Source organism: Puerhibacterium puerhi, from assembly GCF_009846865.1.
GTDB lineage: Bacteria > Actinomycetota > Actinomycetes > Actinomycetales > Cellulomonadaceae > Puerhibacterium > Puerhibacterium puerhi.
This window is the reverse complement of record NZ_WUWN01000014.1, coordinates 66,001-85,661: the sequence shown is the minus strand read 5'-3', so window position 1 is coordinate 85,661 and position 19,661 is coordinate 66,001. Positions and strand designations below refer to the sequence as shown.

Sequence of the window (19,661 nt, the reverse complement as noted above, 5' to 3'; positions counted from 1 at the left end):
GTCGAGCAGCGCCAGCCCGGCGGCCGAGCGGCCGCGCACGCCCGCGTGCGCGACGACGTCCCCCGGCCGGGCGCCCGAGCGGCGCACCGGGGCCGCGCCGGCGAGGTCGCCGTGCACGGTGACGGCGACGACGACGGCCTCCGCGCCGGACAGGTCGCCGCCCACGACGGCGGCGCCGGCGGGCGCGCACGCCTCGGCCAGCCCGCGGGCGAGCCCCTCCACCCACGCGACCTCGAGGTCGGCGGGCACGGCGAGCGAGACCACGAGGGCGGTCGGCCTTGCGCCCATCGCCGCCACGTCGGCGAGGTTCTGCGCCGCGGCGCGTGCCCCGACGTCGTACCCCGTCGACCAGCGGCGCCGGAAGTGGCGGTCCTCGACGAGCACGTCGGTGGAGACCACGAACCGGCCGTCGGGGGCGGCGACCACCGCGGCGTCGTCGCCCGGGCCGAGCAGGGTCGAGGCGCCGGCGGGCAGCAGCGGGAAGATGCGCGCGAGCAGGGCGGACTCGTCGAGGTCGGCCACGCGCAGGGGCTCGGGGGACGTCACGGTCAGACCCTACGGGCAGTCCTCGGGCGGTCATCGCCGGGCGCGGCGCGCGGGTACCGTGGTCGGGTGCTCCGCCGCCCCGCCCGCCCGGTCTCCGCCCTGCTCGCCCTCACGTCCGTCGCCGCCTCCGTCGTCGCCCTGGCCGCCTGCACGCCGACGATCGGCGTGCCCGCCGCCGAGGACGCCGCCGACCCGCTGTGCGCCGAGGTGATGCTCACGCTGCCCGACCGGATCGGCGGCGACCTCGACCAGGTGGACACCGACGCGCAGGCCACCACCGCGTGGGGCAGCCCGGGCGCAGCGGTGACGCTGCGCTGCGGCGTCACCCCGCCGGGGCCGTCGGCCGACTGCCAGCAGGTCGAGTCGCCGTCGGGCACCGTGGACTGGATCGTGCAGGCCGGCGACGACGGCACGTGGCGCTTCGTCACCTACGGCCGCGAGCCCGCCGTCGAGGTGCTGGTGCCGCCGTCGGTCACCGAGGACCACTCGACGTCGTTCATCGGCGATCTGGCCCCGGCCGTGTCGAAGATCGAGGCCACCGCGCAGTGCTCGTGACGCGCTGACGCGGGCTGGGCTGGGCTGGCCCGCGGGCTGCGGCAGCAGCGAGTCGCCCAGCTCGCCGGGGTTCCGGGCGGCGTGCCAGCCGCCGGCGGCACGGTCAGCGCAGGCCGGTCGGGCGCTCCAGGGCGAGCTGGATGAGCTCGTCCACCAGGTCCGGGTAGGCCAAGCCGGACGCTGCCCACATCCGCGGGTACATCGAGAACGGCGTGAACCCCGGCATGGTGTTGATCTCGTTGACGATCACCTGCTCGTCGGGCGTGACGAACACGTCCACGCGCGACAGGCCCTCGGCGCCCACCGCCTCGAAGGTGCGCACGGCCAGGCGGCGCACCTCCTCGATGACGTGCTCCGGCAGGTCCGCCGGGCAGCGCAGGTCGACGTGCGCCTCGTCGAGGTACTTCGCCTCGAAGTCGTAGAACGCGTGCGTGGCGTGGTCGACGACGATCTCGCCGGGCAGCGACGCGCGCGGCGGCCGCCCGCCGCGGCCGCCGAGCACGGCGCACTCGATCTCGCGGCCCTCGATGCCCGCCTCGACGACGACCTTGGGGTCGTGCCGCCGGGCCTCCTCGACGGCGGCGGGCAGGGCGGCCAGGTCGTCGACGCGCGTGATGCCGAGCGACGACCCGGCGCGCGCAGGCTTGACGAAGACGGGCAGGCCGAGCGCCTCGACGGCGCCGAGGCAGGCCGCGCGGCGGTGCTCCCAGTCCTGCGGCCGGATCACCGTGTACGGGCCCACGGGCAGCCCCTGCCCGGCCAGCACCAGCTTCATGAAGTGCTTGTCCATGCCGACGGCAGAGGCCAGCACGCCGGCGCCGACGTAGTGCACGTCGGCCAGCTCGAGCAGCCCCTGGAGGGTGCCGTCCTCGCCGAACGGGCCGTGCAGCAGCGGGAAGACGACGTCGACCTGGCCCAGCACGTCCGGCACGCGGCCCTGCTCGAGCACGCGCAGGGTGCGCTCGCCCGACGTCAGGGACAGCACCACCTCGCCGCCCGACTCCGCCGTGACCTCGGGGAGCCGGCCGTCGGCGATCTCCCAGCGCTCGGGCTCGTCCGCCGCCACGACCCAGCGGCCGTCGCGCGTGATGCCGACCGGCACGACGTCGTACCGCTCGCGGTCGATGGCGCGCAGCACGCCGGCGGCCGTGGCCGCGGACACGGCGTGCTCGCCGGAGCGACCGCCGAACAGCAGCGCGACGCGGGTCCGGCGGGCGGGGACAGAGGCGGAGGTGGCGCCGGCGGACGGCGTCGGGACGGTCTCGGACATCGCGCCGACCCTACCGGACCGCCGCGGCTCACAGCGGCGTGCGGCGCCGGGCCTCCAGGGCCCGCAGCTCCTTGCGCAGGATCTTGCCCGAGGCCGACCGGGGGATGGCCGTGACGACCTCCACGGCCCGCAGCTTCTTGTACGGCGCCACGTGCTCGGCGACGTGCGCCATGAGCTCCTCGGGCGTCACGACGGCGTCCGGCGCCGGCACCACGAACGCCTTGGGCACCTCCCCCACGTCCGGGTCCGCCACCCCGACGACGGCGGCGTCCGCGACGTCGGGGTGCGTCAGCAGCAGCGCCTCCAGCTCGGCCGGGGCGATCTGGTAGCCCTTGTACTTGATGAGCTCCTTGAGCCGGTCGACGACGGTGAACACCCCGCGGTCGTCGACGGTGACGATGTCGCCGGTGTGCAGGAAGCCGTCCGGCTCGATCGCGGCGCGCGTGGCGGCCTCGTCGCCCAGGTAGCCGCGCATGACGTTCGGCCCGGCGCACAGCAGCTCGCCCGGCGCGCTCGTGCCCAGGGCGGGCTGGGGGATCTCCGCGCCGCTGACCGGGTCGACGAGCCGCGCCCGCATGCTCGGCACCAGCAGGCCGACGGAGCCGGAGGAGATGTCCGGCCGGTCGAGCGGGACGACGTGCGACACCGGGCTCATCTCGCTCATCCCGTAGCCCTGGACCACGCGGGCGCCCAGGCGCCGCTCGACGGCGGCCGCGAGCGCCTCGTCCAGCGGCGCCGCGCCGGACAGCACGGCGCGCACGGTGCGCAGGTCGTACGCCTCGACCGCCGGGTGCTTGGCCAGCGCGAGGGCCATGGGCGGCGCGACGAACAGGTACGTCGCGCCGTGCTTGGCGATGACGTCGAGGTACCGCTCGAGCTCGAACCGCGGCAGCGTGACCAGCGTCGCGCGGTGGTGCACGGCGGCGTCGAGCAGCACCGTCATGCCGTAGATGTGGAAGAACGGCAGCACGGCGGGCACCACGTCGTCGGCCGTCAGGCGGATGAGCGGCTCGCACTGCAGCACGTTGGCCACGAGGTTGCGGTGGGTGAGCATGACGCCCTTGGGCAGGCCCACCGTGCCGGAGGAGTACGGCAGCACGGCGAGGTGCTCGGCCGGGTCGAGGGCCACCTCCGGCGGCGGCCCGCCGGCCGCCAGCAGGTCGGCCAGCGCGACGTGGCCCGGGGCGCCGTCGAGCACCACCACCTCCGACGGCGGCAGCCCGGCGCTGCGGGCGCCGGGCTCGGCCGCCGGCAGCAGGGCGGAGACGGTCAGCAGGGTGCGCGCGCCCGAGGCGACCAGCTGCTTGGCCACCTCCTCCCCCGACGACAGGGCGTTGACCGTGGTGACGGTGACGCCCGCGCGCAGCAGGCCGTGGAAGACGCTGACGAACGCCGGCACGTTGGGGCTGTGCAGCGCGACGACGTCGCCGACCCCGAGCCCGTGCGCGGCGGCCGCCCCGGCGACGGCGTCGACCTGCGCGCGCAGCTCGCCGTAGGTGGTCGCCTCCCCGCTGACGCCGTCGACCACGGCCACGCGCCCGAGGTCCTCGGGGGCCAGGGAGGCGAAGAGGAAGTCGTACAGGGTCTGGTCGGGCACCTCGACGTCGGGGTACGGGCTGCGGATCACCATGCTGGCCGACCTCCCTCGCGGGCCGCGCCCGCCTCGGCGGCGGCGGTCGGCGGTGACCGCCGCTCTGGCCGCCACTGTAACGAGCGTCACATCGACCGGTCAGCCCCGCGGGGACGCGCGGGCGGGGTGAAAGGGGGCTGACCGCGGGCGCGGCGCGGGTGGTAGGAAGTTCCCATGGCCGCCGAACTGTTCGTCCCCGCCGCCGCGCTGCCCACCCGCACCCTGCTCGACGACGACCTCCTGGCCGCGATCCGGGGCCGGGCGGCGGTCCACGACCGGGAGAACGACTTCTTCGACGACGACCTGGCCGACCTCAGGGCGTCCGGGTACCTCGGCGCGCTGGTCCCGGCCGAGCTGGGCGGCGCGGGCCTGGGGCTGCGGGAGACGGCGCACGAGCAGGCCCGCCTGGCGGGCGCCGCCCCGGCGACGGCGCTGGCGGTGAACATGCACCACGTGTGGGTCGGCGTCGCGCGCCACCTGCACGACCGCGGCGACGCGTCGATGGACTGGCTGCTCGAGGAGGCCGCCGCCGGCGAGGTGTTCGGCTTCGGCTACTCCGAGGCCGGCAACGACCTGGTGCTGCTCGGCTCGCGCACCGAGGCCCGCCCGGACGGCGCCGGCGGCTACACGTTCCACGGCCGCAAGATCTTCACCTCCAACTCCCCCGGCTGGACGCGTCTGGGCGTGATGGGGCTCGACTCGACCACGGACCCGGAGAACCCGGTGATCGTGCACGCCTTCGTCACGCGCGACGGCGGCGGGTTCGAGATCCTCGACGACTGGGACACCATCGGCATGCGCGCCTCGCAGTCGCGCACCACCGTGCTCGACGGCGCCCACGCGCCGGCCGAGCGGGTGATGCGCACGATCGCCCCGGGCCCGTCGCTCGACCCGTACGTGCTGGGCATCTTCACGTCCTTCGAGGTGCTGCTGGCCTCGGTCTACGCCGGCATCGCCGACCGCGCCCTGCAGCTGGCCGTCGAGACGGTGCGCACGCGCACGTCGATGAAGACCGGCAAGGCGTACTCCCAGGACCCGGACATCCGGTGGCGCCTCGCGTCGGCCGCGCTCGCCCAGGACGGCGTCTGGCCGCAGATCGACCAGGTCGCCGGGCAGATCGACGCCGGCGTGGATCGCGGCGCCGGGTGGTTCCGCGCGACGGCGGGCGTGAAGGTGCGCGCCACGGAGACGGCCCGCTACGTCGTCGACGAGGCCATCCGCGCCTCGGGCGGCTCGACCTACTTCAACCGGTCCGAGCTCGGCCGGCTCTACCGCGACGTGCTGGCCGGGATCTTCCACCCCTCCGACGACGAGTCGGCGCACTCCACCGTGGCGCAGTCGCTGCTGGGGCCGCTGGAGGACTGACCGGGGAGCCGGGCCGGCGCATCGGGGCTCGGCGCCGCTCACGCCGCCGCGTCGATCCGCCGCACGATCAGCGACATCAGGGCGGCGAACGCGCACAGCAGCCCGGCGACGTACCAGACCAGGTCGTAGCTGCCGGTGTGGTCCCGCACGAGACCGCCGGCCCACGCGACCAGCCCGGCGCCCACCTGGTGCGACGCGAGCACCCAGCCGAAGACGACCGGCGCGTCGTCGCCGTGGTGCTCGCGGCACAGCGCCATCGTCGGCGGGACCGTCGCGACCCAGTCGAGCCCGTAGAAGACGATGAAGAACACCATCGGCAGCTCCACGGTGGGCGCCAGCAGCGCGGGCAGGAAGATCAGCGCCACACCGCGGCCCGTGTAGTAGACACCGAGCAGCACCCGCGGGGACACCCGGTCGGTGAGCCAGCCGCTCGCCACGGTCCCCACGATGTCGAAGACGCCGACGAGCGCCAGCAGCGAGGCGCCGACCGTCATGGCCATGCCGTGGTCGTGCGCCGCGGGCACGAAGTGGGTCTTGACCAGCCCGTTGGTCGTCGCGCCGCAGATCGCGAACGCGCCGCACAGCAGCCAGAAGGTCGGCGTGCGGGCGGCCCGCGCGAGCGCGACGACGGCGCGGCGCGCGGCGCCCCGGGCCGGCGCCGGCGCGGGCACCACGACCGTGGACCCGAACGGCGGCACCCCGAGGTCGGCCGGCCGGTCGCGCATCCACAGCAGCACCAGCGGCACGGCGGCCACCGCCGCGAGCGCCACGGCGACGGACGCCGACCGCCACCCGTGGGTGGCGATCAGCCAGGACAGCAGCGGCAGGAACACCAGCTGGCCCGACGCCGACGCTGCGGTGAGCACGCCGCTGACCAGGCCGCGGTGCGCGGTGAACCACCGCGCCGTGACCGTCGCCGCGAAGGCCGGCGCCATGCACCCCGTGCCGAGGCCGACGAGCACGCCCCAGCCCAGCACCAGCTGCCACTCCTGGGTCATGCCCACGGTGGCCAGGGCGCCGACGACGACGAGCCCGAGCGCGACGGTCAGCACCGGGCGGATCCCCCAGCGGTCCATGAGCGCCGCCGCGAAGGGCACCGTGAGCCCGTACAGCGCGAGCTGGACCGAGACGCCCAGGCCCACCGCGGCGCGGGACCAGCCGAGGTCCGCGCTCAGGGGCTCGACGAGCAGCCCCGGCGCCGAGCCGAACGCGGCGGCCGCGACGATCGTCAGGAACGCGACGCCCGCCACGCGCCAGGCGGGGTGGCGCGCACCCCGCAGCGGCCGACCGGGCGAGGAGGCCGGAAGGGCGGGGCGGGTGGGGTCGGCGGCCTCGGGCGGAGTCGTCGTCACGCCGGGAATCCTCGCGTGCGACGCCCGCACCGGGCGACTGGCCGGATAGACATGGTTCGCTAGGATCCGGCCATGGGCCTGCACCGCGTCGTCGTGCTCGTGCTGGACGGGTTCATCCCGTTCGAGCTCGGCATCCCCCACCGGATCCTGGGGCGCGCCCGGGACGCGGCCGGCCGCCCGGTCTACGAGGTCGTCACGGCCACCACCGGCGGGCCTCGCCGGGTGCGGTCCGACGCCGACTTCGCCGTCGACGTCGAGCACGGCCCCGAGGCGCTGGCCACGGCGGACACGGTCGTGGTGCCCTCGTCCTACGAGGGTGGCCCGATGTTCGACGAGGGCCGCACCACGCCCGAGGTCGCGGCCGCGTTCGCCCACGTGCGCCCCGGCACGCGCCTGGTGTCGATCTGCATCGGGGCGTTCGTGCTCGCCGCCACGGGCGCCCTGGACGGGCGTCCGGCCACCACGCACTGGGTCGACGCCGAGCGGTTCGCCCGCGTCTACCCCCGGGTGCGGCTGCGCCCGGACGTGCTCTACGTCGACGACGGCGACGTGCTGACGTCGGCCGGGGTCGCCGCGGGGATCGACCTGTGCCTGCACCTCGTGCGCCGCGACTTCGGCGCCGCCGTGGCGGACGACATCGCCCGGCGCACGGTGGTGCCCCCGCACCGCGACGGCAGCCAGGCGCAGTTCGTGCGCCGCGCGGTGCCGGAACCCACCGACACGGGCACGGCCGCGGCCCGGGCGTGGGCGCTGGAGCACCTGGACCGACCCCTGCCGCTGGCCGAGCTCGCACGGCGCAGCGCCATGAGCGTGCGCACCTTCACCCGCCGCTTCCGCGAGGAGACGGGCGAGAGCCCCGGGCGGTGGATCACCCGCCAGCGCCTCGAGGAGGCCCGGCGGCTGCTCGAGGGCTCGGACCTGTCGGTGGAGCAGGTCGCGGCGCGCTGCGGCTTCGGCAGCGCGCAGTCGCTGCGCGCGCACATGCAGGAGGTGCTGGCCGTCACGCCGACGGCCTACCGGCGCACCTTCCGCCAGGCCTCCTGACGCGCACGGCCCGGGCGTCCCGTGCCCCGGGCGTCTCGCGGCCACCCGGCGCCCCGCGCGGCGAGACGCCACGCCCGGCCCCCGGCCGCGGGTCGTACCCTGCGGCCATGCCCGAGATGTCCTCCCAGCCGCTCGCCCCCGCCACCATCGCCGTCACCGCCGGTCGGCCGGCGCGGGTGCAGGGCGGCCCGGTCAACCCGCCGATCGTGCTCAGCTCCACCTACGTGTCGCAGGGCACGCCCGGCGACGAGCTGCTCTACACCCGCTCGGGCACCGAGACCTGGCAGGACTTCGAGGCGGCGCTGGCCGCGCTCGAGGGCGCCGCGTGCCCCGCCGTCGTCATGGGCTCCGGCATGGCTGCCGTGGCCGCGGCGCTGGCGGCCGTGCCGCACGGGGGCGTGCTCGTGGTGCCCCGGCACGCCTACCAGGTGAGCCTCGGGTTCGCCGACGACCTGGCCGCCCGGCACGCGGTGGAGGTCCGCCGCGTCGACATCGCCGACACCGACCAGGTGGTGGCGGCGCTCGACGGCGCCGACGTCGCGCTGCTGGAGTCGCCCACCAACCCGATGCTCGAGGTCGCCGACCTGCCCGCGCTGATCGCGGCGGCCAGGGAGCGCGGCGTGCGCACCGTCGTCGACAACACCTTCGCCACGCCCCTGGTCCAGCGGCCGCTGGAGCTGGGCGCCGACGTCGTGCTGCACTCGGTGACCAAGTACCTGGCCGGGCACTCCGACGTGGTGATGGGCGCGCTGCTGACGAACGACCCCGCGATCGAGGCCGAGCTGCGCGGCTACCGCACGCTGCACGGCGCCATCGCCGGCCCGATGGAGGTGTGGCTCGCGCTGCGCGGCCTGCGCACGCTGCACCTGCGGGTCGAGCGCGCCCAGGCCAACGCCGCCGAGCTGGCCCGCCGCCTGGCCGACCACCCGGCCGTCGCGGAGGTGCGCCACCCCTCGCTGCCGGCCGACCCCGGCCACGACCGCGCCACCCGCCTCATGGGCGGCTACGGCGCGATCATCGGCCTGCGCCCGGCCGGCGGCGCCGCCGCGGCCGACGCCGTCGTCGCCGCGCTGCGCCTGTGGGTGCCGGCCACGAGCCTGGGCGGCGTGGAGTCCACGCTCGAGCGCCGCCGCCGCTTCGCGACCGAGTCGCTCACGGTGCCGGAGGACCTGCTGCGGATGTCGGTGGGCGTCGAGGACGTCGAGGACCTCTGGGCCGACCTCGACCAGGCCCTGCGCGCCGCCGCCGCCTGATCCGGCCCCCGGGCGCCCGACGCCGGCCGGCGTCGGGCGCCCGGGCGTCAGGCCCCCTCGGCCTTCTGCGGGCGCGCCAGCAGGGTCGGCCCCAGCTCGGCGATGGGCAGCGTGCCCTCGACGACGGCGACCACCCCGGCCGTGATGGGCATCTCCACCCCGTGGCGGGTGGCGAGGTCCAGCACCGACTGCGACGACTTCACGCCCTCGGCGGTGCCGCCCGTGGCGGCCACCGCCTGCTCCAGGCTCAGGCCCTGGCCCAGGTGCCGCCCGAGGGTGTGGTTGCGGCTCAGCGGCGAGGCGCACGTCGCCACGAGGTCGCCCATGCCGGCCAGGCCGGCGAACGTCTCGGGCTCGGCGCCGAGCGCCTGGCCGAGGCGGGTGATCTCCACCAGCCCGCGGGTGATGAGGCTCGCGGTGGTGTTCCAGCCGAACCCGAGCCCCTGTGCCATGCCGACCGCCAGGGCGATGACGTTCTTCACCGCGCCGCACAGCTCGACGCCCACGACGTCGGGGTTGGTGTACGGCCGGAAGTAGCCGGTGGTGCAGGCGGCGGCCACGAGCCGCGCGGTCTCCTCGGAGGTCGACGCGACGACGGTGGCGGTCGGCTGCTCGTCGGCGATCTCGCGGGCGAGGTTCGGCCCCGAGACGACGGCGACGCGCTCGTCCGGCACGCCGAGCGCCTCGGCGACCACCTGGCTCATCCGGCGGTCGGTCGCGAGCTCGACGCCCTTCATGAGCGACACGACGACGGCGTCCGGCTCGACCAGGTCGCGCACGCCCTCCAGCACGCCGCGCGCGACCTGCGACGGCACGGCCACCACGACGACCCGGGCGCCGGCGAGCGCGGCGGCCGCGTCAGTCGTGCCGGTCAGGCGCGCCGGCAGCTCGACGTCGGGCAGGTAGCGGCTGTGGCGGTGGCGCTCGGTGATCTCGCGCGCCGCCTCGGCGTCGCGGCCCCACAGGCGCACCTCGCAGCCGGCGTCGGCGAGCACCTTGGCGAACGTGGTGCCCCAGGAGCCGGCGCCCAGGACGGCGGCGACGGGCCGCGTCGTCGACCCCGCGGCGCTCACGGGCGCTCCACCGGCGGGTAGACGGTGCGCTTGGCCGCGTACTCCGGGTGCTTGCGCAGGTCGAAGCGGGCGCTCGGCGCCGGCTCGCCGCGCAGCTGCGCCAGGAGCTCGGTGATGGCGTCCATGACGCGGCTGGTGGCCTCGCGCAGCGTCGCGGCGTCCATCGGCCGGTCGTAGAGGTCGGACAGGTCGACGGCCGGCCCGGCCGCCACCTGGACCCGCTTGCGCGGCCACGGCCGCAGCATGCGGCCGTACCGGGGCAGCGCCGCGGTGGCGCCCCACTGGGCCACGGGCACCACCGGCATCCGGGTGGCCAGGGCGATGCGGGCCAGGCCCGTCTTGCCCTCCATCGGCCACAGGTCGGGGTCCCGGGTGATGGTGCCCTCGGGGAAGATCGCCACGCACGCGCCGTCGCCGAGCTGCTCGCGGGCCGCCTCGAGCGAGCGGCCGGCGTCGGCGGTGCCCCGGTCCACGGGGATCATGTTGGTGGCCCGCAGGACCCAGCCGACGACCGGGGTGGTGAACAGGCTCCGCTTGGCGAGGATGCGCGGCTCGTACCCCTGGTCGAACAGGTAGTGGGCGAAGGTCAGCGCGTCGAGCTCGGTGGCGTGGTTCGCCGCGGCGATGAACCCGCCCTGGGCGGGCAGGTGGCGGGCACCCGACCACTCGTAGCGGAAGATCGCGAACAGCAGGTGGCGGACGAGCCACGCGATGGCGCGGAACGCTCGGGACTCGGGGCGGGCGACAGGCACTCGAAGAGGGTACCCGCGACGACGACGGCGCCCCCGGCCGGATGGCCGGGGGCGCCGTCGTCGGGCGGTGCTGCCCAGGGGCTGCGGGCTCAGTCGCGCGAGACGTCCGCGCCGAGGGCCACCAGCTTCTCCTGGAAGTTCTCGTAGCCGCGGTCGATCAGGCTGATGCCGCGCACGGTCGAGGTGCCCTTGGCCGCGAGCGCCGCGATGAGGTGCGAGAACCCGCCGCGCAGGTCGGGCACCTCGATGTCGGCGGCGGCCAGCGGCGTCGGGCCGGAGATCACCGCGGAGTGGTGGAAGTTGCGCTGGCCGAAGCGGCAGTCGCCGCCGCCCAGGCACTCCTTGTACACCTGGATCGTGGCGCCCATCTGGCGCAGTGCCTCGGTGAAGCCGAACCGGTTCTCGTAGACCGTCTCGTGCACGATCGACAGGCCGGTGGCCTGGGTCAGCGCGACGACGAGCGGCTGCTGCCAGTCGGTCATGAAGCCGGGGTGCACGTCCGTCTCGAGCACGATGGAGCGCAGGTCGCCGCCCGGGTGCCAGAACCGGATGCCGTCGTCCTGGACGTCGAACTGGCCGCCGACCTTCCGGAACGTGTTGAGGAAGGTCATCATCTCCGGCTGGGTGGCGCCCTTGACGGTGATGTCGCCGCCGGTGGCCAGCGCGGCCGAGGCCCAGGAGGCCGCCTCGATGCGGTCGCCGAGCGCGGTGTGCGTGAAGCCCTCGAGCCGGTCGACGCCCTCGATGCGGATCACGCGGTCGGTGTCGACGGAGATGATCGCGCCCATCTTCTGCAGCACGGCGATGAGGTCCATGATCTCCGGCTCGGTGGCCGCGCCGGACAGCTCCGTGATGCCCTCGGCGCGCACGGCCGTCAGCAGCAGCTGCTCGGTGGCGCCGACCGACGGGTACGGCAGGGAGATCTTGGTGCCCTGGAGGCGGCGCGGGGCGCGCAGGTGGATGCCGTTGGGGCGCTTGTCCACCACGGCGCCGAACTGCCGCAGGATGTCGAGGTGGTAGTTGATCGGCCGGTCGCCGATGCGGCAGCCACCCAGGTCGGGGATGAAGGCCTCCCCGAGGCGGTGCAGCAGCGGGCCGCAGAAGAGGATCGGGATGCGGCTGGAGCCGGCGTGCGCGTCGATGTCCGCCATGTGCGCGGACTCGACGTTCGACGGGTCGAGGTCGAGGATCCCGGCGTCGGGGTCCGACTTCACCGTCACGCCGTGCAGCTCGAGCAGGCCCGTGACCACGGCGACGTCGCGGATCTGCGGCACGTTGCGCAGCACGCTGGCGGTCTCGCCGAGGAGCGAGGCGACCATCGCCTTGGAGACGAAGTTCTTGGCCCCTCGCACGGTGATCGTGCCCTCGAGGGGGTTACCGCCGTTCACGTACAGCAAGTCGTTCATGTGCTCGTCGTCGTCCTGTCGTCGAGGTCGCTTCGTCCGGGGCAAGGCTCGTGCGGTCCGTCGCACGTCGGTGCGCCCTGGACCGCCGCTGATCCTCCCCCCGCGAGTTCGCCGGTGCCAACACGCCGACCGGGCGGTTCGTTCCCGTTCACCACACCTTCACCCTGCCTCCGTGCCGCCGCGCGACGACACGCCGCAGCCCTTCACCGGCCCGCCCGCGCCGACCTGCGACGGCGCCGCGGCGCGGGCCGCTGTGGCCTGCCGCACACGGTCCCGGCGGTGTCAACCAGTGTCCACATCGCAGACAGGTCCTTCCGCCATGCGGACGCGGGACTATCGTCGCCGCCATGTCCTCCCCCGCTGTCACGAGTGCCGCCGCCGGCGCCGTCGACGCACCGGCCGCCGAGAACTCGCGCGGCCGCGTCGTCGTCGCGAGCCTCATCGGCACGTCCATCGAGTTCTACGACTTCTACGCGTACGCCACGGCCGCCGTCCTGGTCTTCCCGACGCTCTTCTTCGCCACCCAGAGCGACGCGACCGCGCTCCTGAGCTCGTTCGCCGTGTTCGGCGTCGCGTTCGTGGCGCGCCCGCTCGGGTCGATCCTCTTCGGCCACTTCGGCGACCGCGTCGGGCGCAAGGCCACCCTCGTGGCGTCGCTGCTCGTCATGGGCGTCGCGACCTTCCTCATCGGCCTGATCCCGCCCGCCTCCACGCCGGGCTGGGCGCTGCTGGCGCCCGCGGCGCTGGTGCTGTGCCGCTTCTGCCAGGGCCTGGGCCTGGGCGGCGAGTGGAGCGGCGCCGCCCTGCTGGCGACCGAGAACGCGCCCGCCGGCAAGCGCGCCGTGTGGGGCACGTTCCCGCAGCTCGGCGCCCCGATCGGGTTCATCCTGGCCAACACGGTGTTCATCACCCTGGCCGCCACCCTGAGCGAGGAGCAGTTCACCTCGTGGGGCTGGCGCGTGCCGTTCCTGGCCTCGGCCGTGCTGGTGATCGTGGGCCTGTGGGTGCGCCTCAAGCTCATCGAGACCCCGGCCTTCCGCAAGGTGCAGGAGACCAACGCCGTCGTCTCCGTCCCCGTCGCCCACGTGTTCCGGTCGAGCTGGCGCAAGATCGTCTCCGGCACGTTCATCATGCTGGCCACGTACGTGCTGTTCTACCTGATGACCACGTTCACGCTGACCTACGGCACGGCGCCGACCGACGCCACGCCGTCGGGCCTGGGCTACGAGCGCACCGACTTCCTGTGGATGCTCATCGTCGGCGTGGTGTTCTTCGGCATCTTCACCGTCGTGTCCGGCCCGCTGGCCGAGCGCTTCGGCCGCCGCAAGCACCTGCTGTGGGTCACCACCGCCATCGTGGTGTTCGGCGCGCTGTTCGCCCCGCTGTTCTCCGGCGGCACCGTCGGCGTCATGGCGGTGCTCGTGCTCGGCTTCACCCTCATGGGCCTGACCTTCGGCCCGATGGCGGCGATCCTGCCCGAGCTGTTCCCGGCCAACGTGCGCTACACCGGCTCGGCGGTCGCCTACAACGTCTCGTCGATCCTCGGCGCCGCGGTGGCCCCGTTCATCGCCGTGTGGCTGTGGACGCTGGCCGACGGCTCCACCTGGCTCGTGGGCGTGTACCTGGCCGTGATGTCGCTGCTGACGCTCGTCGCGCTCCTGCTGTCCCGCGAGACCAAGGACGTCGACTACACCGGGCACGTCGGGTCCTGACCCCGTCCCGCAGGCCGTAGGGCCGGCCGCCTCCCCGGAGGCGGCCGGCCCTTCGCACGTCCGCGTGCGAGCCCCGGCGCGCCCGCCGAGCCTGGGGCCATGACGCAGAGCAGCGCACGCCCCGAGAACGCCGCCCCGGACCTCGACCCGCGCAGCGGCGCGCAGGCCTCCCCCGGCGACGGTCGCCCCGTCGCGGTCCTGACCGGCTCGGAGTCGGGCATCGGGCGCGCCAGCGCCGTCGCCCTCGCCGCCGCGGGGTTCGACCTGGGCCTGTGCTGGTACGCCGACGAGGACGAGGCGAAGGCCACCGCGCAGGAGGTCGCCGCGCACGGCGCCCGCGCCGAGCTGCGGCACCTCGACGTCACCGACCTGCCGGCCCTCGCGCCGGCCGTCGACGAGCTCGTCGAGCGGCTCGGGCGCCTCGACGCCCTGGTGAACGTGGCCGGCACCGGGACGTCCACGCCGTTCCTCGAGCTCGACTACCCCGCCTGGCGCACGGTCATCGAGACCGACCTCGACGGCCCGTTCCTGCTCATGCAGGCGGCCGCGAGGCACATGGTCGCCGCGGGGCGCGGCGGGCGCATCGTCAACATCACCAGCGTGCACGAGCACCTGCCGAAGGTCGGCGCCGCGCCGTACTGCGCCGCCAAGGGCGGGCTCGGCCTGCTGACCCAGACCGCCGCGATCGAGCTCGGCGAGCACGGCATCACGGTCAACGCGGTGGCACCCGGCGAGATCGCCACGCCCATGACCGGCCAGGAGGACGAGGACCCGCACGGCAACCCCCGCCCCGGCGTGCCGCTGGGCCGCCCCGGCGACGCCCGCGAGATCGCCTCCGTCGTGGCCTTCCTCTGCGGCCCGGGGTCGAGCTACGTCACGGGGGCGTCGTGGGTCGTCGACGGCGGCATGACCCGGATGGGCCCGACGGCCGGCTCGAGCCTGACGTCGGACGACTGGCGCCGCCCCTGACGCCGTCCCCCGGCCGGCCCGCTCCCCCGCTCTCGGCGCAGGGCCGCGACGCGGCGGGCCACGTGCTCGGCGTCGTGGCCCGCGCCGAGGATCAGCATGGACGCGAACGAGTGCTGGAAGACCAGGCCCGTGAAGTACAGGCCGGGCACCTCCTCGACCACCCCGCGCACGTGCCGCAGCCGGCCGTCCGCGTCGAGCGGCGCCGGCTCGACCCACCGGAAGTCCTCGGTGTACCCGGTGCACCACAGCACGTTGCGCACGTCGTCCAGCACGCGCCCGTCGGCCAGCAGCGGCCGCCCGTCACGGGTCCCGACGGTGCGGGCCTCGGCCAGCTCGACGCCGGCCGCGGCGAGGTGACGGCGCTTGACGCGGATGAGCGGCGCCGCGCCGCCGTGGCGGACCGCCGACGCCAGCCGGCGCCCGGGCGGGGTGCGCAGCGTCAGGACGCGCCGGAAGACGAAGGGGATCACCAGGCCGGCGAGCCGCGCCGACGGCCGCCCGAGGGTGTACGGCACCTCACCGGGCAGCCGTCCCGACAGGAGCGTCGGGTGCGTGGCCGCGGCCTCGAAGGCGAGGTCGGCGCCGGAGTGCGAGGCGCCGACGACGAGCACCCGACCGTCCTGCAGCTGGCCCGGGTCGCGGTACCCGGCCGAGTGGATCTGCACGATGTCCGGGTCCAGGTCCGCGGCGAACGCCGGCACACGAGGGCGCTGGTGCCCGCCCGTGGCGACCACGACCTGCTCCGCGTCGATCACGCCGCCGTCCGCCGTCGTGACCCGGAAGCCGCCGCCCGTGCGGGTCGTGACCCGCTCGGCGTGCACGCCCGTGCGCACCGGCAGGTCCATGGCCGCGGCGTATGCCTCGAGGAAGTCGCCCATCGCCGCGCCCGTGGGGTAGCTGGCGCGCGGGGCGGGGAACGCCATCCCCGGCAGGCCGTCGGCCGCCGCCGGGGAGAAGAGCCGCAGCGAGGCGTACCGCTGCCGCCACACGTCCCCCACCCGCCCGCGGCCCTCCAGGACCAGGGTGGGCACGCCCCGGCACCTCAGGTGGTAGGCCGTGGCCAGGCCCGCCTGCCCGGCCCCGACGACGAGGGTCTCGACCTGTGCGTCCATGACTGTCCCTCCAGGCCCCCGGTCGGGGACCGCTCACGAACGACGCTAGGGAGCGCGCCCGGCGGCGGCGTCGGTCGGTCGACCCATCCGGTCCCGTGCGGCATGGGTACTTCTGCGCAGCCCGGTCACAGCAGGTGGTGCTCGTAGGCGTACGCCGTCGCGGCGGCGCGCGACGGCAGGTCGAGCTTGGCGAAGATGTTGCTCAGGTGGCGGGCCACGGTCTTCTCGCTGAGGAACAGCTCGCTGGCCACGGCGCGGTTGGTCCGCCCGGTCGCCACGAGCCGCAGCACCTCCACCTCGCGCGGGGTCAGGCCGCCCGGCGCGACGGCGGTGCGCCGGCTCAGCGCCTCGGTGCAGGCGAGGTCCGAGCGGGCGCCGAGCTCGGTGAACGCCCACCGGGCCGCGTCCAGCTCGAGCTGGGCGGCGTCCTCGTCGCCCAGCGCCCGGTAGCCCCGACCCATCGCGACGCGCGTGCGGGCGGCCTCGTACGGCACGCCGAGCTCCTGCCACAGCCCCCACGCCCGGCGCAGCGCCGGCAGCGCCTCGCCGGGGCGCTCCTCGGCGAGCAGCACCGCACCGCGGGCGGCCGCGGCAGCCGCCGCGAGCCACGCGGTCTCGCGCTGCCCCGCCGTCGCCCCGAGCTCCTCCGCCGCCGCCCTGGCCGCGGCGACGTCGCCCTCCGCGAGCAGGACGTCGACGGCGGCGGGCAGCAGGTGGCACCGCGCGACGGGCTCGTCGGTCTCGGCGAGAGCCCGGCGGACGGCACCCGCCGCGTCGTCCGTGCGGCCCTGGGCCAGGCGCAGCAGCGCCAGGCCCGGCTGGGGCGACCACCCGTGCTGGTTCGCGCGCCGGTACGCCGCCTCGGCCTCCGTCAGGCGCCCCTGCAGGCGCAGCACCTCGGCCTGCTGGTACAGCGCCGGGCCCAGCTCGGGCTGTCCGGGCGGGTCGGCGAGGCGCTCGACCGCCCGCTCGCACTCGGCCAGGGCGTCGGCCCAGTCGCCGCGCACGAGCATGATGTGCGCGCGGTCGACCAGGCACTCCCCGCGGAACGGCACGAGGTCGGGCTGCTCGGCGCACCAGCGGCTCAGCGCGGCGGTCCACTCGCGCGCCCGCGGCAGGTCGTACGTCTCGCGACACACGCCGATCGCCGCGCAGTAGACGATGCCGGAGGGGATCTGCGAGACCTGCCCGGCGGTGACGTCCACCATCACCTCGTCGAGGATCGCGGTCCCGGCCGCGTTCTGCCCCACCAGCACCCAGGTGCCGCCGACGCCGAGCCGCGCCAGCGCCAGGAGGTCGCGGTCCCGGTGACGCAGCCCCACCTCGAGCGCGGCGTCGAAGTCCTCCAGCGCCTCGGCGTACCGCGCCGCCCGCATCGCCGCGAGCGCCGCGGGGATGCGCAGGTAGCCGCGCACGACGGCGTCGGCCGGCAGGTCCGCCGCTGCCCGCGCGGCCCGGGCGAGCCAGCCGCCGCCCTGCGCGGGGCTGCCGCGCCCGACGAGGACCATGCCGGCCCAGAACGCGCACCGGGCGGCGGCCTCGACGTCGCCGCCCGCCAGGTAGGCGTGGTGGGCGCGGCCGAACAGGTCGCTGCCCTCGACGTCGCGGCCGAGCAGGACGGCCGCCGTGGCGAGGCGGACGAGGTCGTCGGGGCCCACGCCGCCGGCGTCGTCGTCGCGCCCGCCGTCGAGGGCGGCGAGGCGCGCGTACGCCTCCGCCCACCGCTGCCGCGCGAAGGACGTCCTCGCCTCGCCGACCAGGTCCACGGTCATGCCGCTCCCGCGCGGGCCGGCTGCTCGGGGCGGCACGGCCCTCAGGGTGGACGCTACTCCGCCGGAGCTGCGTGCGGGGCGGGCATGGACCGGTCCGCCGAAGTGTTGCACCGTCATGGACGATCCGCTCGACACCTACTCCCAGGTGGTGACCTCCGTGGCGGCGGCGCTGGCGCCGTCGGTGCTCTCCGTGCTCGTCCGCAGCCGCCGCGGCGAGGGCGCCGGCTCGGCCGTCGCCTTCACCGACGACGGACTGCTGCTCACCAGCGCGCACGTGGTCGAGGGCGTCGACGGCGGCGGCGTCGTGGCCGCCGACGGCGAGGAGGCACCCTTCGAGGTGCTCGGCGCCGACCGCCTGTCCGAGCTCGCGGTGCTGCGCACCCGCGCGCACCTCGTGCCCCCCGCCCGGCTCGGCGACGCCGACCACCTGCGCGTCGGCCAGCTCGTCGTGGCCGTCGGCAACCCGCTCGGCTTCGCCGGGTCGGTCACCGCCGGCGTCGTCAGCGCGCTGGGCCGGTCCCTGCCGGTGCGCACCGCGCTCGGCGCGCACTCCATCGACGACGTCATCCAGACCGACGCCGCGCTCAACCCCGGCAACAGCGGCGGGGCGCTCGCCGACGCGACCGGGACGGTCGTGGGCGTCAACACCGCCGTGGCCGGCATCGGCCTGGGTCTCGCGGTCCCGATCAACACCACCACGCGGCGGATCCTCACCGAGCTGGCGAGCAGGGGCCGGGTGCGCCGGGCCTACCTCGGCATCGCCGGGGCGGCCATGCCGCTGCCGCCGGCGCTGGCGGACCGGCTCGGGCGCCGCACGGGGCTGCGGGTCGCCGAGGTGGTCCGCGGCAGCCCCGCGGCGGCCGCGGGGATCTACCTCGGCGACATCGTCATCGCCTCCGGCGAGACGCCCGTCCGCACCCCGCAGGACCTGCAGCGCCTCATGCTCGGCACCGCCGTGGGCCGGCCGTTCCCGGTGACGCTCTACCGGCGCGGGGCGCTGGTCGACGTCGTGGCGACGCTCGCCGAGCTGGTGACGTAGCGGGCCAGCCGAGGGTGAATTCCTCCTCCCTGGGCAACCTTCCCGGCGTCCGGGACGTCGAGGGAGTGTGAGCAGATCGGCGGACGGCGGGCGCTGGACGACCCGCGCCCGCCCCCGGCCGCGGCGGGTGCTCCTGCTGCTCGCGCCGCTGGCGCTGGCGGCGTGCGGGACGGCGGAGACGCCGCCGGGTGCGCCCGGCGACTCCCCGTCGCCGCTGACCATGGACGTGCCCGCGGAGCCCGCACCGGTCGTCACCGACCCGGCGCAGACCGCCCCGCCGCAGCTCATCGACGACCTGGGAGACCTGCCCGGCATGCCCGAGCACGCGCCGAGGACGGTGGACGACGGCGACGCGGCCCAGGACCTGACGGTGGCGTTCCAGAACGACCCGCGGTTCGGCACCGTCGCGCTCGACGGCGCGGGCGGGTACGTCGTGCACTGGCACGGCGACCCGCCGCCGGAGCTGACGGCCATGATCGAGCGGCATCCCGACGTCGCGATCCGCGTCGAGCAGACCGCCTACCTTCCCGGGAGGATGCGTGACCTGGCTCAGACGGTGGTCACCGGGGTCGACGGCGTCTCGTTCGCGGCGCCCGCGCCGGACTACTCCGGCCTGACGGTCGGGGTGGCGCCCGGCGCCCACGAGGACCCTGAAGTGCTGGCCGACGAGCTGAGCGAGCGGTACGGCGTGCCGGTCGCGGTGGACGTCGCCTCGGTCGTGCCGGCGCCGATGGTGACGTCGGCGCCCGGCGGCGCGGACGGCGGCTGACCCGAGCCGAGGCATGGGCCTGGTGGCGCAGGCCCCCACCGC

17 protein-coding genes are annotated in these 19,661 nt (G+C 75.9%); 8 read left to right on the top strand and 9 right to left on the bottom strand.

Annotated elements, in window-relative coordinates; all coding sequences use genetic code 11:
* A partial coding sequence (locus GSF02_RS09765; protein WP_235915483.1) for a thiamine-phosphate kinase occupies window positions 1-546 on the bottom strand: 546 nt, incomplete at its 3' end.
* 66 nt (window positions 547-612) lie between these two features.
* Between GSF02_RS09765 and GSF02_RS09760 the strand changes: the two genes are divergently transcribed.
* The gene (locus GSF02_RS09760) at window positions 613-1,101 is read left to right on the top strand and encodes a DUF3515 domain-containing protein (protein ID WP_235915482.1); all 489 of its coding nucleotides are present in this window, start codon (window positions 613-615) and stop codon (window positions 1,099-1,101) included.
* A gap of 103 nt (window positions 1,102-1,204) precedes the next feature.
* On the opposite strand, the gene GSF02_RS09755 is transcribed toward GSF02_RS09760, so the two are convergent.
* Together GSF02_RS09755 and GSF02_RS09750 are read right to left on the bottom strand one after the other, a co-directional pair.
* Complete coding sequence (locus GSF02_RS09755) at window positions 1,205-2,371, bottom strand: D-alanine--D-alanine ligase family protein (RefSeq protein ID WP_159795281.1); 1,167 nt, start codon at window positions 2,369-2,371, stop codon at window positions 1,205-1,207.
* 28 nt (window positions 2,372-2,399) lie between these two features.
* The gene (locus tag GSF02_RS09750) at window positions 2,400-4,001 is read right to left on the bottom strand and encodes an AMP-binding protein (RefSeq protein WP_159795278.1); all 1,602 of its coding nucleotides are present in this window, start codon (window positions 3,999-4,001) and stop codon (window positions 2,400-2,402) included.
* 174 nt (window positions 4,002-4,175) lie between these two features.
* Here GSF02_RS09750 and GSF02_RS09745 point away from each other — a divergent pair, with 174 nt between their 5' ends.
* On the top strand, window positions 4,176-5,366 hold the full coding sequence (locus GSF02_RS09745; protein WP_159795275.1) for an acyl-CoA dehydrogenase family protein: 1,191 nt from the start codon (window positions 4,176-4,178) through the stop codon (window positions 5,364-5,366).
* A 38-nt stretch (window positions 5,367-5,404) separates the two neighbouring features.
* Here GSF02_RS09745 and GSF02_RS09740 read toward each other — a convergent pair whose 3' ends face one another.
* Window positions 5,405-6,718 (bottom strand): MFS transporter, encoded by a 1,314-nt coding sequence (locus GSF02_RS09740; RefSeq protein WP_159795272.1) that lies wholly within the window; start codon window positions 6,716-6,718, stop codon window positions 5,405-5,407.
* 72 nt (window positions 6,719-6,790) lie between these two features.
* Between GSF02_RS09740 and GSF02_RS09735 the strand changes: the two genes are divergently transcribed.
* A complete protein-coding gene (locus GSF02_RS09735; RefSeq protein WP_159795269.1) occupies window positions 6,791-7,762 on the top strand; it encodes a GlxA family transcriptional regulator in 972 nt (323 codons plus the stop codon).
* A gap of 107 nt (window positions 7,763-7,869) precedes the next feature.
* Window positions 7,870-9,015 carry a trans-sulfuration enzyme family protein gene (locus GSF02_RS09730; RefSeq protein WP_159795266.1) on the top strand — a complete coding sequence of 382 codons (1,146 nt, stop codon included), beginning with the start codon at window positions 7,870-7,872 and terminating at the stop codon, window positions 9,013-9,015.
* A 47-nt stretch (window positions 9,016-9,062) separates the two neighbouring features.
* Here GSF02_RS09730 and GSF02_RS09725 read toward each other — a convergent pair whose 3' ends face one another.
* The 3 genes from GSF02_RS09725 to murA all read right to left on the bottom strand — a co-directional run bounded on the left by GSF02_RS09725 (window position 9,063) and on the right by murA (window position 12,246).
* Window positions 9,063-10,088 carry an NAD(P)H-dependent glycerol-3-phosphate dehydrogenase gene (locus GSF02_RS09725; RefSeq protein ID WP_159795263.1) on the bottom strand — a complete coding sequence of 342 codons (1,026 nt, stop codon included), beginning with the start codon at window positions 10,086-10,088 and terminating at the stop codon, window positions 9,063-9,065.
* Window positions 10,085-10,840 (bottom strand): lysophospholipid acyltransferase family protein, encoded by a 756-nt coding sequence (locus GSF02_RS09720; protein ID WP_159795260.1) that lies wholly within the window; start codon window positions 10,838-10,840, stop codon window positions 10,085-10,087. The genes GSF02_RS09725 and GSF02_RS09720 overlap by 4 nt, the downstream gene beginning before the upstream one ends.
* Window positions 10,841-10,929: 89 nt before the next feature.
* Window positions 10,930-12,246, bottom strand: coding sequence for a UDP-N-acetylglucosamine 1-carboxyvinyltransferase (murA, locus tag GSF02_RS09715; RefSeq protein WP_159795257.1), 1,317 nt, complete (start codon window positions 12,244-12,246; stop codon window positions 10,930-10,932).
* Window positions 12,247-12,593: 347 nt separating this feature from the next.
* Here murA and GSF02_RS09710 point away from each other — a divergent pair, with 347 nt between their 5' ends.
* A complete protein-coding gene (locus GSF02_RS09710; RefSeq protein WP_159795254.1) occupies window positions 12,594-13,958 on the top strand; it encodes an MFS transporter in 1,365 nt (454 codons plus the stop codon).
* A gap of 99 nt (window positions 13,959-14,057) precedes the next feature.
* The gene (locus GSF02_RS09705) at window positions 14,058-14,927 is read left to right on the top strand and encodes an SDR family oxidoreductase (protein ID WP_159795252.1); all 870 of its coding nucleotides are present in this window, start codon (window positions 14,058-14,060) and stop codon (window positions 14,925-14,927) included.
* On the opposite strand, the gene GSF02_RS09700 is transcribed toward GSF02_RS09705, so the two are convergent.
* Together GSF02_RS09700 and GSF02_RS09695 are read right to left on the bottom strand one after the other, a co-directional pair.
* Window positions 14,828-16,039 carry a flavin-containing monooxygenase gene (locus GSF02_RS09700; RefSeq protein ID WP_159795249.1) on the bottom strand — a complete coding sequence of 404 codons (1,212 nt, stop codon included), beginning with the start codon at window positions 16,037-16,039 and terminating at the stop codon, window positions 14,828-14,830. The genes GSF02_RS09705 and GSF02_RS09700 overlap by 100 nt on opposite strands.
* Before the next feature lie 125 nt (window positions 16,040-16,164).
* Window positions 16,165-17,811, bottom strand: a complete 1,647-nt coding sequence (locus GSF02_RS09695) for a LuxR family transcriptional regulator (RefSeq protein WP_159795246.1) — start codon at window positions 17,809-17,811, stop codon at window positions 16,165-16,167.
* A 115-nt stretch (window positions 17,812-17,926) separates the two neighbouring features.
* Here GSF02_RS09695 and GSF02_RS09690 point away from each other — a divergent pair, with 115 nt between their 5' ends.
* Both GSF02_RS09690 and GSF02_RS09685 read left to right on the top strand, forming a co-directional pair.
* The gene (locus tag GSF02_RS09690) at window positions 17,927-18,850 is read left to right on the top strand and encodes a S1C family serine protease (RefSeq protein WP_159795243.1); all 924 of its coding nucleotides are present in this window, start codon (window positions 17,927-17,929) and stop codon (window positions 18,848-18,850) included.
* 67 nt (window positions 18,851-18,917) lie between these two features.
* Window positions 18,918-19,619, top strand: a complete 702-nt coding sequence (locus GSF02_RS09685) for a hypothetical protein (RefSeq protein ID WP_159795240.1) — start codon at window positions 18,918-18,920, stop codon at window positions 19,617-19,619.
* The last annotated feature ends 42 nt before the right edge of the window (window positions 19,620-19,661 follow it).